This is a genomic window from Shewanella sp. SM71 (assembly GCF_025653905.1).
In the GTDB taxonomy this organism is placed as follows: Bacteria; Pseudomonadota; Gammaproteobacteria; order Enterobacterales; family Shewanellaceae; genus Shewanella; species Shewanella oncorhynchi.
Genome location: NZ_JAKKRW010000024.1, coordinates 1 through 14009 on the forward strand (window position 1 = coordinate 1; position 14009 = coordinate 14009).

15 protein-coding genes and 1 pseudogene are annotated in these 14009 nt (G+C 44.3%); 2 read left to right on the plus strand and 14 right to left on the minus strand.

Features of this window, described 5'->3' with window-relative positions; all coding sequences use genetic code 11:
• Positions 1 to 233: pseudogene (locus L5L97_RS19445) on the plus strand (IS4 family transposase); the annotation flags it as partial.
• An 88-nt stretch (positions 234 to 321) separates the two neighbouring features.
• On the opposite strand, the gene L5L97_RS19450 reads toward L5L97_RS19445, so the two are convergent.
• From L5L97_RS19450 to L5L97_RS19470, 6 genes are all read right to left on the minus strand, one after another.
• Positions 322 to 627 carry a hypothetical protein gene (locus L5L97_RS19450; RefSeq protein WP_263181016.1) on the minus strand — a complete coding sequence of 102 codons (306 nt, stop codon included), beginning with the start codon at positions 625 to 627 and terminating at the stop codon, positions 322 to 324.
• Complete coding sequence (locus L5L97_RS22995) at positions 593 to 961, minus strand: DUF5677 domain-containing protein (RefSeq protein WP_372835315.1); 369 nt, start codon at positions 959 to 961, stop codon at positions 593 to 595. Before L5L97_RS22995 ends, L5L97_RS19450 begins: the two co-directional genes overlap by 35 nt.
• 784 nt (positions 962 to 1745) lie before the next feature.
• Complete coding sequence (locus tag L5L97_RS19455; RefSeq protein ID WP_263181018.1) at positions 1746 to 4580, minus strand: ExeM/NucH family extracellular endonuclease; 2835 nt, start codon at positions 4578 to 4580, stop codon at positions 1746 to 1748.
• Between the two features lie 283 nt (positions 4581 to 4863).
• On the minus strand, positions 4864 to 5379 hold the full coding sequence (locus L5L97_RS19460; protein WP_105252757.1) for a GDYXXLXY domain-containing protein: 516 nt from the start codon (positions 5377 to 5379) through the stop codon (positions 4864 to 4866).
• Positions 5379 to 6542: a DUF4401 domain-containing protein gene (locus L5L97_RS19465; protein WP_263181020.1), complete on the minus strand. Its 1164-nt coding sequence runs from the start codon at positions 6540 to 6542 to the stop codon at positions 5379 to 5381. Before L5L97_RS19465 ends, L5L97_RS19460 begins: the two co-directional genes overlap by 1 nt.
• A complete protein-coding gene (locus L5L97_RS19470; RefSeq protein ID WP_263181021.1) occupies positions 6529 to 7626 on the minus strand; it encodes a DUF2157 domain-containing protein in 1098 nt (365 codons plus the stop codon). The genes L5L97_RS19465 and L5L97_RS19470 overlap by 14 nt, the downstream gene beginning before the upstream one ends.
• A gap of 137 nt (positions 7627 to 7763) precedes the next feature.
• Here L5L97_RS19470 and L5L97_RS19475 point away from each other — a divergent pair, with 137 nt between their 5' ends.
• On the plus strand, positions 7764 to 8579 hold the full coding sequence (locus L5L97_RS19475; RefSeq protein WP_263181022.1) for a substrate-binding periplasmic protein: 816 nt from the start codon (positions 7764 to 7766) through the stop codon (positions 8577 to 8579).
• A gap of 65 nt (positions 8580 to 8644) precedes the next feature.
• Here L5L97_RS19475 and L5L97_RS19480 read toward each other — a convergent pair whose 3' ends face one another.
• The 8 genes from L5L97_RS19480 to L5L97_RS19515 form a co-directional block, all read right to left on the minus strand.
• Positions 8645 to 9040 (minus strand): hypothetical protein, encoded by a 396-nt coding sequence (locus tag L5L97_RS19480; RefSeq protein ID WP_105252761.1) that lies wholly within the window; start codon positions 9038 to 9040, stop codon positions 8645 to 8647.
• Between the two features lie 328 nt (positions 9041 to 9368).
• Positions 9369 to 9773, minus strand: a complete 405-nt coding sequence (locus L5L97_RS19485; RefSeq protein ID WP_105252762.1) for a hypothetical protein — start codon at positions 9771 to 9773, stop codon at positions 9369 to 9371.
• 32 nt (positions 9774 to 9805) lie between these two features.
• Positions 9806 to 10270, minus strand: a complete 465-nt coding sequence (locus tag L5L97_RS19490; RefSeq protein ID WP_131525841.1) for a GNAT family N-acetyltransferase — start codon at positions 10268 to 10270, stop codon at positions 9806 to 9808.
• Between the two features lie 19 nt (positions 10271 to 10289).
• The gene (locus L5L97_RS19495; protein WP_131525840.1) at positions 10290 to 10895 is read right to left on the minus strand and encodes a GNAT family N-acetyltransferase; all 606 of its coding nucleotides are present in this window, start codon (positions 10893 to 10895) and stop codon (positions 10290 to 10292) included.
• 385 nt (positions 10896 to 11280) lie between these two features.
• Positions 11281 to 11904: a 2OG-Fe(II) oxygenase gene (locus tag L5L97_RS19500; RefSeq protein WP_028760290.1), complete on the minus strand. Its 624-nt coding sequence runs from the start codon at positions 11902 to 11904 to the stop codon at positions 11281 to 11283.
• Between the two features lie 193 nt (positions 11905 to 12097).
• Positions 12098 to 12595 (minus strand): GNAT family N-acetyltransferase, encoded by a 498-nt coding sequence (locus L5L97_RS19505; protein ID WP_263181023.1) that lies wholly within the window; start codon positions 12593 to 12595, stop codon positions 12098 to 12100.
• Between the two features lie 31 nt (positions 12596 to 12626).
• Positions 12627 to 13175: an NAD(P)H nitroreductase gene (locus L5L97_RS19510; RefSeq protein ID WP_263138254.1), complete on the minus strand. Its 549-nt coding sequence runs from the start codon at positions 13173 to 13175 to the stop codon at positions 12627 to 12629.
• A 185-nt stretch (positions 13176 to 13360) separates the two neighbouring features.
• Positions 13361 to 13954, minus strand: coding sequence for a DoxX family protein (locus L5L97_RS19515; protein WP_263181024.1), 594 nt, complete (start codon positions 13952 to 13954; stop codon positions 13361 to 13363).
• Positions 13955 to 14009 lie beyond the last annotated feature (55 nt).

The following is a 14009-nucleotide window of genomic DNA, read 5'->3' on the forward strand; positions in this document are numbered from 1 at the left end:
TCTCTATGCTGGCTGAAATCGTGTTGTGGTGTATTGGGTTAGCGGCACAACACCTTGGATGGCAAAGATATTTTCAAGCCAATACAGTGAGAAAGCAGGCTGTGCTATCAATTGTTAGACTTGGAAAGGAAGTACGCAAAAGAGACAAATATCCGGTAAAGGAGACAATTTTTCGCTGGGCATTAATCGAATATATAAACTTAGTTCATGACGCTGGAAAACCTCAATTATGAGGGGATCCCCCAGCGCCGCGCTAAGCGGACAAAAATTGTTGAGGCATGAAACATAACAAACTGTTTTTTGTTACGTTTAATCGCCTTATTATAAAGCTTTATTAATTTTATCTATGATTTTAGTTGGGTACTCTACTGAGGCGAAATCAAAATTATAGAAAACTAAGGTATCTTTAATAGACAGCGCAACTAGATTAATAGCTTGATCAAAATATTGTAAAGATTTCTCATCATTGAATGCAGATCCAAGTAAAACTTGCTCTCCGACAGAATTTTCAACCAAAGCACCGACGTTTCCATGAGAGTACATAGAAAGAACTGAATAATACCCATTGTATAACTCAACCAATTCCGATTTATTAAAGCGTTCCCAAACAGATAGTTTTTTTCCCACGTTTTTTGTGCTCTTCCGCAGTATCACTCTTTACATGTTTATGGAGTTCGTAAAGTCGCCAGTATTGTGCCTTAGTCATAGCGTCTGGGTGATTAGTATCTTTTATACAACATTGAAGGTCTGCATACGACTCTAAAGCTGAACGAAGGACAATAGGAACCGATGTCATTCTATGATTGTTTAAAAGTATTACTGCATCTAAGCATAATTCAGTAACTCTTATGCTCAAAGCGAGAATGTATTTCTCTTGCAAGTTACTATGACTTAGAGATTTGAATTTTTCATCTCGAAACTTTAGTAAGCCGATCCAATCATCTACCGTACCAGAACTCATAGCTACCTTGCTTTATAACGTCTTAGTATTTATACACTGCGCTGTTTGCAGGGCATAAATCGCTTGTTGGACTTGGCCGATGCCACATCCGTGTCAATTGGTATAAATGATGCTATAGGAATTTGCTTTTTTGCGGTAGCGGTTTTTTATACAGTTTGATTGGTAATCACTTGATATCGTTTTAGCTTTCTCATTTTTCGCGCTTATTTTTTGCTGATGAATCGCTATCTAACGACTCGAAACTCCAAGGAATATACCTCCCCTCGGAGTTGCCGCAGGGCGAATAGACAAATTGCGTGAGTTCGGTCATGGATGACCGACTAGCTTTCGCAGGTGCAGGGACGCATCCTTCGGAAGCGATAGCAAATTTGTCAATGAGCACAAGGGGCTTTCAACTCCGTTGGGGGCGTCTTGGAGCATCCAAGGAGGATAGGACGAGCAGTCCTCCTTGGTCGGGTGTGGGGTGAAGCCCCACGACTTTGATTTTGATTAAAGCATTCAAACTACGAAACACACTTTGGGGCATTAGCTTTTCAGCTAATCGAACAACGATAGGGTTAATGAGGATTGTCATTGTTGCACCTGTAACCTTCTAAAACAGGGATATTTTATTAGAGCCCTCAGGGAGGCTTCTTGTTAAATAAAGAGGTGACGAGTCACTGGGGAAACAATGACAATTGATGCGTCACAACTGACAACAACTTTATTTTGCTTTTGGGCAAAAAGAAAAGCCCGCGGCTGCGAGCTTGGCGTCACTTAAAATCAACGGAATAAAAAGACTGGCTTAACGATAAGTCAGCGTCGTAGTATCCGTTAACTTGTCGTTATCTTTAACGGTCAGTTCAACTGTGTGTTGTCCACGGCGGGCAAGGCGTAATACCACTTGACCGTTAGCGCGAGTGCCATTGTCGAACGTCCATTTATGTTGCTTGATTACGCCATCGGTATCAAAGCTAGTCGAAATAAACATATCGACAACACCGAGATTGATACGCTGAATTTGCGCAACGGGTGGTTGTTTCACGTTATCAGCAACCACTGTCACCATTTGCGACGTGCTATGGGTTAGGCCGTCGTTATCAGTCACAGTTAGCGTGACCAGATACTCACCGCTTTGGCTGTAACTGTGAGTCACTACCTCACCCATTGCGACGGTATTATCACCAAAGCTCCACTCAGCTGACACGATTTGTCCGTCGCTGTCGGTTGAAGTGGATGTCAGTTGTACCGCAGCGCCATTCACCACTTGAGTGAAACTGGCCACTGGCGCGGCTTTTTCCGCTTCGAGCAAGAGTGAAATCACCACAGGATCGTGATCCGATGAGCGATAAGCATCACTTGCGAATAAGTCTTGGATTTGAGCAGGCGTCTTAAACTCTTCGTTGTAATCCAATACACGTGGTTCGTCGGTATTGATATGCCACTGCGTCACATCCACCACTTTATCCACCAGGGCAGCGTTTGCTAAAGCATGGTCCAACTGACCCGATTCAGCCGAGAACACATAGGAATAAGGATTTGGCTTTTCAAGTTTGGCAAACAGCTCACTAAAGCCTGCATTACCTAACGCCGTTAATGGATCTTCCTTCGCATAGGCGTTCAAATCACCAATCAGCAATACGCCTTGATCTGGATATTGCTCGCTAATCCATTGACCTGCAGCCGTCGCCGCACGGGTACGAGTGATATTACAGTTGCCTTGACCGTCGTTAAGATCAGGTTCGCCCGCACATTCACTGCCCTTAGATTTAAGGTGATTAACCGCAACAACCACGCCTTCTTCACTGCCGTTCACGCTAAAGGCTTGCGTCAGCATTGGACGGTTTTTGCTATCGTCAAACAGGGGCTGTTGATCGCTATCTAATGGCGAATTGGCACTGGATAAAATACGCGCAGCGCCCTGCGGCGTGACTTTATCGCTGCGATAAATCAAGCCGACTGTGATGGCATCGGTGCCAATCGCATTCATGCCTGTTGGCGCGATATAAACGTAGCGCGCTTCACCCACAGCGGCATTCAAACCTGCGACTAAATCGGCAATGGCTGAATTAGCGCCGAAACCATCGTTTTCAATTTCCATCAAACCAAATACGTCGGCACTAATGCCCACCATGGCACTGACAATCTTCGCCTTTTGACGCTCAAACTCGCTTAAGGTATTGGCACCGCGGGCGGTTGGGAAACCCGCACCTTGACCATCGCCATTGAAGTAGTTAAGCACGTTAAAGCTAGCGACTTTTAGATTACCACCCTCAACCAATGTGGGCGCAACTGGGCGTGGGTTTTCCGCCAAAAAGTTCACCGTTTCGATTGGCATAATACGATACAGATTAAAGCCATAGTGCATTACACCCGTAAGCGATGTGGCTTTATCGCCTACACGCACAGTGTTTGATGCGCTCAAACCAGGAGCGGGGAATTGCACAGGATCAGGATTCTGCGCCGTTAAACCGTCATCCAGTAAAATACTGTCCCGTTGGTTGGTTGCACTCACCGCCAGCGCATCCGCGCCCGGCGCAGCGACTTGCGTACCGATAAAGTGGCGCTGACTGCCTAATGAAATCTCGCCATAACGACCGAGGTTATAGACTTCATTCACCACTAAATCTTGGCTAAAACGAACACGCATGCCCTCAAAGGGCTCAAAATCATCACTGCTGTTAACAGGTAAGGTCACTAGCGCGGCCGTCGGTAACGTTTGTCCTGTGGCACACAACTTGTGATCAGATAAAGTCGTTAGTTCAGTTAAGCCTTGATATTCAGTGACTTTGGCTTTTAAACGAATACGATCGCCTGCCATATAAGCTGTGGGTGCAGTGCCGGTATACACAAACACACCTTCCGAGGTTTGGGGATCGCTATCGGCTTCATTATCAGCCATTTGTACAAAAATGCCCTTAAGACCTGCTTCTTGATTACTGACGACAACCGCCTCAACCACTAAAGTTTGTCCATTGAGAGGGCTGGAAGCACCCGCACCTTGAAGCGCATGAATTGCTGTGGCCTCTTCGCCGCACACTAAAGAGCTTGGTGGAGGGTCGACGGGATCGGTTGGCGTACCCGCACTGAACTTACCAAGATCAGAAACATCGTCCTTCGCAAAACCTAGCCAAGTGCTAAAGCTTACTGCATCAGTACTGATAGGATCGGCAATCAGCAGATCAGGATTACGGCGTAGGGTATTATCTTGAGTGGAGAGATCACCACTGCCCCACTCGGCACCGGGATCAACACCGACTTGGCCTAAACTATCAATGACTTGATTTTGATAGGTCAGTTCAATCGCATCGTCGCCGTTAAAGAAGCTGGCGGTACTTTGTTGATTGGTAACCGCAAGAATATCGGCAGAAGAGTCATTATCGGCAACCACATAAGTCGCCCCCGCCGCTAATGAGCCAGTGAGCGCAATGGTCGTGCCGACGTTTGTGCTGCCATTAAAATAGAAGCGCAATTGGTATTGGCTTAAATCAATAGCGCCCGCGGTTGGGTTATACAGTTCGATAGCTTTATTATTACTGCTGCCTTCGACATATTCAGAAATGATCAAATTATCCGCGCCATGGGCAAGCCCACAAACGCTGCTGATGGCTAACGCCAGCACAGTTTTAGTGTTAAACATTGAGACCCCTAAATGTATTGTTTTAATATTTGGTATTTAATTGATGCGCTTAGATGCTTCAAGGTGATGTCACCTCGAAGACTGACGATACTATAGGCGGTCAAGGTTACAAATTGGTTGCATCAAAGTTGCAACTTAAGGTGGATATTATTCGTGCGATTTAGCGATCAGAACTAGGAAGAAAGCAGTACGGGAGATGCTGGCCGCACTACACAGTGCGGCCAGAGATAAATCGAGGTTAATCAAGTAAGCAGAACAAATGGATGACAATCCTGACACAGGGTTATAAGGGCTGAAGCTTTTCATCGAGTAAACTGACGAGCAGTAACTCACCTTGCAAATTCACTCTAAACTCACCGTATTTTGCTGCACTAAAATGATCGGCTTGTCCTTCTTCAAAGAAAAAGCTGTTCGATGCGAGCTTAATTTGATTACCACGGACACGAAACTGCACTCGTAATTGATCTTTACCGAGTGCTTGGTCGGTATAAAAGTCTACAAAACGCGCCACTTTTTGCCCATCAACAGCCAGTAATAACTGGCCCTGCATTTGTTGCGGCGCTAAGGCGCTACGCACATCGCGCGCAATGGCATATTCAAGCGCCATGTAATCACCCTGCATTAATGAGCGCGGATCGACCGGTGCTAATGCAAAACGCACCACTTGGCCGTGATTAAGCAGCTGTTCGAATTTGAAAATGCGCCAATTCACGCCAGCGAGAATCGCCACTGTTGTGAATAATACGAGCCCAAGCGCCCATTTATGTGAAGCCGACAGTTTTCCCATCACATTGCCCATCACACAGTCTCCTTGGCATTTTCATTGGCAGGAAATAACCACCACATCACTAACCTTGCCACCAACAGCAAGGCGCCTAAGCCCATCAAATAACCAGATTTAAGTAACAGAGTCGTTTCTAGGGAATAATAATACCCGCTGACAAATAACAGCGCCGACACCATTCCCATACCTTTCAACCAAGACTCGTTGCAATAATGACCAAGCAAGATCAATAGAATAGCCGTTGATAAACCCTGCATAGGTAAGGATAAACCGCTAACGATGACTAAACCGATAACACACTCTAGCGCCGCTGGTGAGCTTAGTGATTGCTGGCGCTCGCGCAAGATTGTCACCAATAAAAATCCGCAAATAGCGAAAATAATCAACAGATGAGTCAGTGTCAGCCACAGGCTTTGCTGCCAAGGGCTAAATAAGGCTTCAAAAATACTGTCCATACTAAAAGCGTGCATCAACTGCAACGAAAGCAACGCGAGTGCGAAACCATAGATGAGCATCCGAGCCCTGCGATAATGACGCCCGAACTGATTGATATTTAATAACACTAGACTAATGACTACGGCAAAAAGGCTCGGGCTAAAATTGAGCAGTTCAAATTTAGCCATCAGGCCAATCACGCACCAACTTAAGCAAAAAGCGAATACAAACTGGGCTAGCCCATGGGCAATCAAGCCCCACAATAACAATGTAATACCCGCCATACAGAGATACCATGTGAGGCTAAAATCATTGTTAATTAAATCAAATAATCCCCATGCCACACTGATCAAACCACTCAAACAGGCGGCAAAAGCAAATTGTTCAATAAAAATCTGTTGCCGCGGTAAAAAATACAGCCCAATCCCCAAGGCTAAATAGGTTAAGCCAATAAATAAAATGACATCTTCTTCAACATGCTCAAAAATGGCACCAAACACTGCCATCATAAAGCTCAATAAAAACAACGCCGCTATCCAAGCAGCAAACGCCTGCATAGTGGCAATATACCAAGGGATATCATGGTCTTCTGGCATTTGAGCTGCACTAACATTGCCTTCGGCATACAAAGCTTGCCAGTGTTTGATTAGACTTAATTCACTCGAAGCGTCAATTGACGTAACACTATCAGTGCAGGGTCGAGTGATCATTTCGCTATCCTGTAAACCATTATTGTTGCTCATGAACATCTCCCACGCCCACGCTCCCTTGGGTGGCGATTCCTACAGACTGTGGTTTAAGTTTCCGGCTTAGCTCCCTCAACCAAATACTCAAACCTGTGCTTGCCAAAATGATATAAAGCCCAATAAACAAAAATCCACCTATGGGGTCATTATCCTCAAACATCAGCTTTATCAGTAACGCGGCGCCTACGGCAATCAGACTAAAACCGCCCAAGGCCAAGGGATATATGCGTGGTAATCTATAACGAAAAATAACGAATCCGAATATAAGATGGGCAAAATAACCACAGAAAATCCCAGTGCTGAAGCTGTCACGTTCAAGGAAATCGTCGAAAATAAGCCAAGTGATTAACCAAGTAAAACAGCCCATAGCAAACAATGAACAGGCATATTCAAGGATTGGCGCATGCCAGCGCCCCGCGACTTTGTGGTCTAAAAGTACAAAAGCATAATAGATAAATAAATTCAAACAGATAAAGATCAGCAATTGTCCTTGAGCGCCCCAAAATAATCCCCAGAAATGGGAAAAGGAATCCAGAAATATCCCTATGCTGAGGTTTAGCAATCCCACCAGCAACAGCCACAAACCATCAAATCCCGCCACCCAAGCAAAGGGTAAGATAACGAATGCCCATAGCGCGAATAACTGCCAAGGATCGGCGCCCGTTTGATAGGTTTGCCCAACTAACGCTAATAAGCCACCAACTAACACACTTGCGGCCAGTAGCACGCCATTGGCGGTCGTCGCACCAAAAGTGCTGTCTTTACGATAAGAACTAACAGGGGAATAAATGTTGGCACGATAATAGAGCCAAGCAAATGCGCTGATAGCGAGTATTATCGCCACTTCAATCAGTCCAAATTTGGCAAATCGCCCCAAAGATTGCCAATTATAAGCAAAGAAAAAAATCACCCCACAGGCAAAACTTAACGCACCGAACCAGAGTAATAAATGAGCGATTAAGCGACGCCAACTCGACCCATCCGGCAAGACTGTCACCTGTCGATAAAGCTTATTCGCCTGCTCTTGCGTGATATGTCCCTGTTCAACCCAACCACACACTTGAGATTTTATCTTGCTCAATGTGAAATCTCCCTCATCCTGTTTGCGCTAGCTTACTATGACAGATTTAAAATTCGCACTTTATCGACAGCATTGAACAAATTAAATTGTGTATACTTGTAAAAAATCATTCATGCTAAAAATAACAAGGGGTGACTATGATATTGAGCCAGTTGTGTCGTCTACTCTTTTGTTTAGCCTTAAGCATTAGCGCATTTACCACGGCTATCGCCCAAGATAAAGTTCAGTCGCCAGCGATTCCCAAGTCAATTCCGACAATTCATGTCGGTGGTTATCAATTTGCTCCCTATGTTCATCAACAACAAGACGGCCGTTACACAGGTCTCACACTCGATATCATTAATGCATTAAATCAAGTACAACAAGAAGTGGTCTTTAAATTTGCCGTCACCAGTATTGAGCACAGATATAAAGCCTATTCCTTAGGTCGCTTCGACATGATGCTCTTTGAGAATCCCGCTTGGGGATGGCAAAAAATAGCGACTCAGTTTATTCCGCTACATATGATAGATGGTGAAGTCTTTATTGCACTTAAAACTAAAGCTCATAACCAAAGCTATTTCAAAAACTTAACCAATAAGTCAATTGCGTTCATCAAAGGATATCACTACCAGTTTGCCCACTTTGAAACCGATGCGAACACGCTGGCAAAGCAATTTCGCCCCTTGTTCGTCAGTCACAATAACGCCTCTATCGAAAGTATTCTGCGTGAACGCGCCGACATAGCGCCCGTGACTAACTCTTACCTGCAGTATTATTTAAAGGTTCATCCAGAAGAGAGAAAATTACTTTTAATATCAGATGAATGGGACCAAAAATACGCCAATGGCATTTTACTCAACCCCAGTTCACAGCTCGATAGCAAAAGGCTCTCACACTGGATTGAACTGCTCATTAATAATGGCAAACTCGCTGAACTCGCCGCCCAATACGGTATTCAATTAACCCCATAATTCGCTGTTTGTTTTTCAAACTCTGATGCTTCAATCGCGATGATTTACAAACTATCATGAGCAATTTACGCGGCAGACAAGAGTGGCCCTAGCATAGCCAAAATACCAATGAGTAAGAAAATCAGCGCTTGCACTATGATCATCTGGCCACTATTGGGTGGACTCAGAGTGGCAATGTAAAACTGCCAAATCGCAAAGATCCCATAGTTCATCCCGAGGAATAACAACAGGCTAAAGGCATACATCCCAGGGATCACCTTTAGTGCACAGGCTAAAAGTGCAGCCGTTGAAACCACAAAAAATACCGATTGGCAGTGAAATAAGCACAGTAGCATTTGCTTGCTTTGCTGTGACACATTTGCCTTCAAGAGCGGCGCCAATAAAACCCGCTTACCATAGATTAAATGGTAGCCACAGACTCCAGCACTCAAAACAGTCGCTGCCATTATTGTTAATACCATAGTGCTCCCATTTAGTACTCATATGTGATTATCTTTGAATATCGTAAACTGAACTAAGAATTTAAAACTGAGGAGAATTTAAACCCAAGGCTTAAATACTTGACCATGTAACTAAGACCCTAAAAACTGAGGTTGAGTTTCAGCCGAGCGAAAATAAGCAACTTGGTTCTAAGCCCCTAAACCAAACGGGGCTAAAATCTATGGGGAAACCGACTCAATATGAATGACCCCATCAGCTCCTTAGTGATTGTACTTTAACGCAAAAAAGGAGCCATCAGGCTCCTTCTCTTCACAATCCGTAAACGATTACCCTGACTAAAACCTACGATTACATCGTCGCCATAGTCCAATAATTTAAACGCTTTTGTGGATCGGCTAACAGGTTTTTACATTCTTCTTTATATTTACCCATTAACGCACCTAAGTTGCTTGACCCACCTAAGCTTTCGATTTGACGGGCTTTAGCATCGGCAACCGCTTGAGTGACCTCTGCTTCAGAGCTGTATTTCTTAGCTAAATTCTCAGACTCAATTTTAGAACTTTTTAAACGCTCACCCACGGCCTGCATTTGCGGTGCATTCATCGCCCCAATGGCTTCTGAGCTAATTTGATAGTAAGCGGCACATTCAATGGCTTCTTTACTAAACGCTTTTTCTGCTTCATCAGCCCAAACTGCAGTACTGGCACTTAAGACTAAACCACCTAATACTAACGTTTTTACCTGAGTTAACATGTTACTTTTCCTTTTAATCGCCATAAATAAACCTACTCAAGCCCTCGGTGGAGCTCAAGTTCGTAGATATAAAAATCTTGGTTACGCACAAAGCCTAAACCTTCATACAAGCCCTGCGCGCGCTGGTTTTTTTGCTGTGTTTCTAACATCAAATAACTCATATTATGCGCTTTGGCATAACTGGCGGCTTGTAGCACTAATGCCCGCCCAATACCGACACATCGGGCATGTTGAGTCACATACACATCATTCAGGATCAACATAGGGGCCAAACGTAACGATGAAAAACTGGGATACATTTGAACAAAACCTAATCCAAGCCCTTGATTATCCTTAGCTATAAATATCACCGATGAGCCATCTGACACTCTTGAATAAATAAACTGCTCCGCAGCCGCGAGATCATCCCTACGCCCATAAAACTGTCGGTACTCATTGAATAACACTGCAACCTCATGGACATGAGTCACATCTACTCGAGTTATGATGCTTGCCATGGGCTTTTCCTATTTATCATTAGAGTGTTGGCGGTCGTTGTCGCAATCGAAATTGCAGACTGTTTTTCACCGTTGGCCACTCGGTATCAATAATGGAATACACCACGGTATCGCGGATAGTGCCGTCCTTAAGAATCTTATGATTTCGCAATACACCATCTTGCTTAGCGCCCAGTCTTGCAATGGCTTGTCTCGAAGCTTGGTTATGCCAATGAGTACGAAACTCAACGGCAATGGCGTCTAAGGTTTCAAAAGCAAAGGTCAATAACAGCAGTTTAGCTTCAGTATTAATCCCAGTGCGCTGGGCACGTTTAGCATACCAAGTGTATCCAATCTCAAGACGGCGATTATCAGACTCCCAGTTGCAAATTCGCGTGCATCCGACGATTTCCCCTGACACTCTATCCCGCACCGCAAAGGGAAAACTCAGGCCCCGCGCTTTTTCTTCGAGTGCTTTAGCCACATAGAGCTTCATCTCCGTTGGCTCAGGGACACTGGTAAACCATAAACGCCAAAGTTGACCATCTGTCACGGCTAGACTCAATGCCGCCACATGGGACAAAGATAAGGGCTCAAGTACAATATGCTCACCACTTAAACAACCTAAGTTATCTTCACAGCCCACAGTATCGCCTCCGTTAGATGATAGAAAAGTGTGTTGTAGCGCACGTTTTTATCTAGCCTAACATTAAACGAGAATAAAAAAATACCCTATTTTCAGTATGATTGGACAAATTTACCCCATTGTCGGCGGCTTAGATTACCTAAAGCTTAAGAGTGTAAAAAAAATTGAAAAAATGAGTACAAGGCAGTTAAAACAGGTTGGAATAAATACTGCTGCGGAAGAACACGCCGTGATATGACCAATCAATATCCGAGAAATAGCCAATGACATTGCGCAGTCGCGATAAGTGATTGGTGATGACCAAAAGCGACAATCGAGAGCAAAAACACCTAAACCTGTGGGCAGCATTTAGGCGTTTGTTTTCAGGTGAAGTTAAAAGCTAAAGTTAAAAGCCATGAACACTGTTACTGACCCTAAACCAGCCCGCAATGCTATTGCGCTGTGCCAAGGTTTTGGTCACTTCATGGGGAAAACGCTCACTGAGGAAAATCACAAAATGGCCCATTTTAGGCGCGATGCGCTCAATCTCAATATCGGCTTCATCATAGATAATCAACTCACCACAATCTGCCGCTTTCCAATCAGGATTTAAGAAAAACACTGTGGTTAAAATACGATTTTGGCTGCCCTTAAGTGCATCAACATGTTTTTTATAAAAGGCCCCTGGCTGATATACCGCATAATGGCTTTCATAATCGAATAAGCCCATAAACAAGCGACGATTCAAGCCATTTTTGAGTTGTGTCATCAACTCAAGATACTGGGCATCGGGCTCATTTTGCTCTTCTAGCCACTGTATTCTGTCACGACGAATGTCTGGATTTAAGTGCTGTTCAGAACCTCGACCAATAGAGGCAGCTTTTAATTCATATATTTCAGTTGATTGAATTTTTTCCAATAGTACTTGGCTAATACAGGAAGGAACTAAGTCAGATAAAAAGATATAGCCTTTGTCTACCAAGGCATCAGCGATCACGTCCAGCATTGCTTCACTTAATTGCGAAACCATTATGCTACATCCAAAAAAGGGCTACGCTTTTGCTGTACTCAAGGGCTCAAGGAGGGATTAAGTGAGCCTGATTTTCGAGGGGCGTCGATAAGAGATATGATTGCCATATCTCAACGATAAATTTTGCGAAATTCTAGAATAAAGAAGACGGAATTACAATAAAATAAAAACCTATATAAACAACACGTTAACATTAACCAAACAGTTCAACAGGCGCATCATGATCACTAAGCTGCAAACAACGCTCAAAGTGTAATCCAAGTTTGTTCAGCAAAGCTTTTGAAGCACTATTATGACTGCTAACAATCGCGATAATACGCGCTATTCCTAGGCTTTTGCCTAAGTCCATAGAAACTTTAGCCGCTTCGAATGCATAGCCCTTGCCCCAATATTGCGGCAAAAAAGCATAGCCTATATCGACATTGTCCAGTGTCGGCCGTTTGATTAAACCGCAGATGCCAATAGTGAATCCATTCTCGGCGAGCACTACAGCATAAAAACCAAAACCGCACTCGGCATAACTTTTCATCGGTCCATTGACGATATAATCCTTAGCCTGCACAAGTGTGCGTACTCCTCTATCCCCGATATTCTCTATAAAGCCTTGGCTATTGAGCAAGACTAACATAAAAGAAGCGTCGGCTGGGGTTAACTGCCGCAGGATGAGTCTAGGAGTACGCGCAACTTGCATAGAATTTCTCCACTAAAAAAGAGGGGCGGATTTATAAATAACGGACGTACTGACTGCCGTCCTTTTGCGGTTTCTTAGGAGCAGTAACGGCTGGCGTACCCACATACAAAAAGCCGACAATTTGATCGTGTGGCTCAAGACCTAAAGCAACATTCACATTCGCATCAAAGGCAAAATCCCCTGTACGCCACACTGCCCCTAAACCTAAGGCAAAGGCAGCCTGCTGCATCGCCATGGTCGCACAACCCGCTGCAATAAGCTGTTCAAGTACGGGGACTTTGGGATGTTGCTGCGTTTTCGCCACGACAGTAATCACCATAGGCGCACGCATTGGCATGCCCTTAGCTTTATTGACAAAATCCTCGTCGGCGCCGCTCGCTTTCGCTGCCTCAACAAAGATATCTGCCAAGGTATCTAACCCTTTTCCTACGGAAATAATAAATTCCCATGGTGCTAGGGCGCCATGATCTGGCACACGAATGGCAGCATCTAAGATGATTTTTAATTGACTCGCATCTGGAGCAGGAGCAGTTAATCGTGGAGTTGATTGGCGAGTGAGTAAAAGTTCAATAGCGTCCAAGTTCTTATCCTAGTTCGATATAAATTGCGCTCAAGCATAGCAAATTGCTGACAAAGAGGCATAAAAAAATCCCACCGCTTGAGTGGGATTTAACTTGTTGAGTGCACTTACCATCGAGTGTACTTAAAAATTAAATGCGCTTGAAAATCCGATGCAGTTAACAATTGAGCCCGCTTGAGAAAGACTTACTTAATCCTACAGCGCTTAGCGATGAAATAATCTAGGCTAGTGTAACGACCACCGCCTAAGGTAAAAAGTGTCAACAACATAATAAAATAGGTGATCGCAAACTCAATACCATTATTAAGCACAGCAAAATTACCTGAACTGGTCAGCCAGTCATAGTTACCGTGCTCCTGCAATAACTCTTTGGCTTTTATCAGTTTATCCCCTGCCTCAATCACTCTGTCATTCGCAAGCCAAGAACTACCATCGGCAATCGCTAACCAACCATTTGGCCAATGCACAGTCAATGCGGCGACCAACATAGTGACCATTAAAGGGATTGAAATCAGTCGCGTCGCGAGCCCAAGCAGTAACAAGATAGCGCCAAAGAACTCAGTTCCCGCCGCCAGTCCTGCCATTAACGCCGGCATTGGCAGACCTAAGCCCCAATCGGGATTGGCAAACCAAGCAACCGTATCTTCAAAGTGAGCGAGCTTGTTATAGCCTGCTTGCATTAACACAGGTGCAAGGTAAATCCTAAGGGCTAATGGCGCTAAGCCTTCGAAATAGCGGCTCATATTGAGCAGTTTCTGATAAAGGGATACGAGTGGCATAAGGTCTCTATTTAGTCGTTAGTAGGCTGATTTATTGGCTTGCAGGAATAGACCC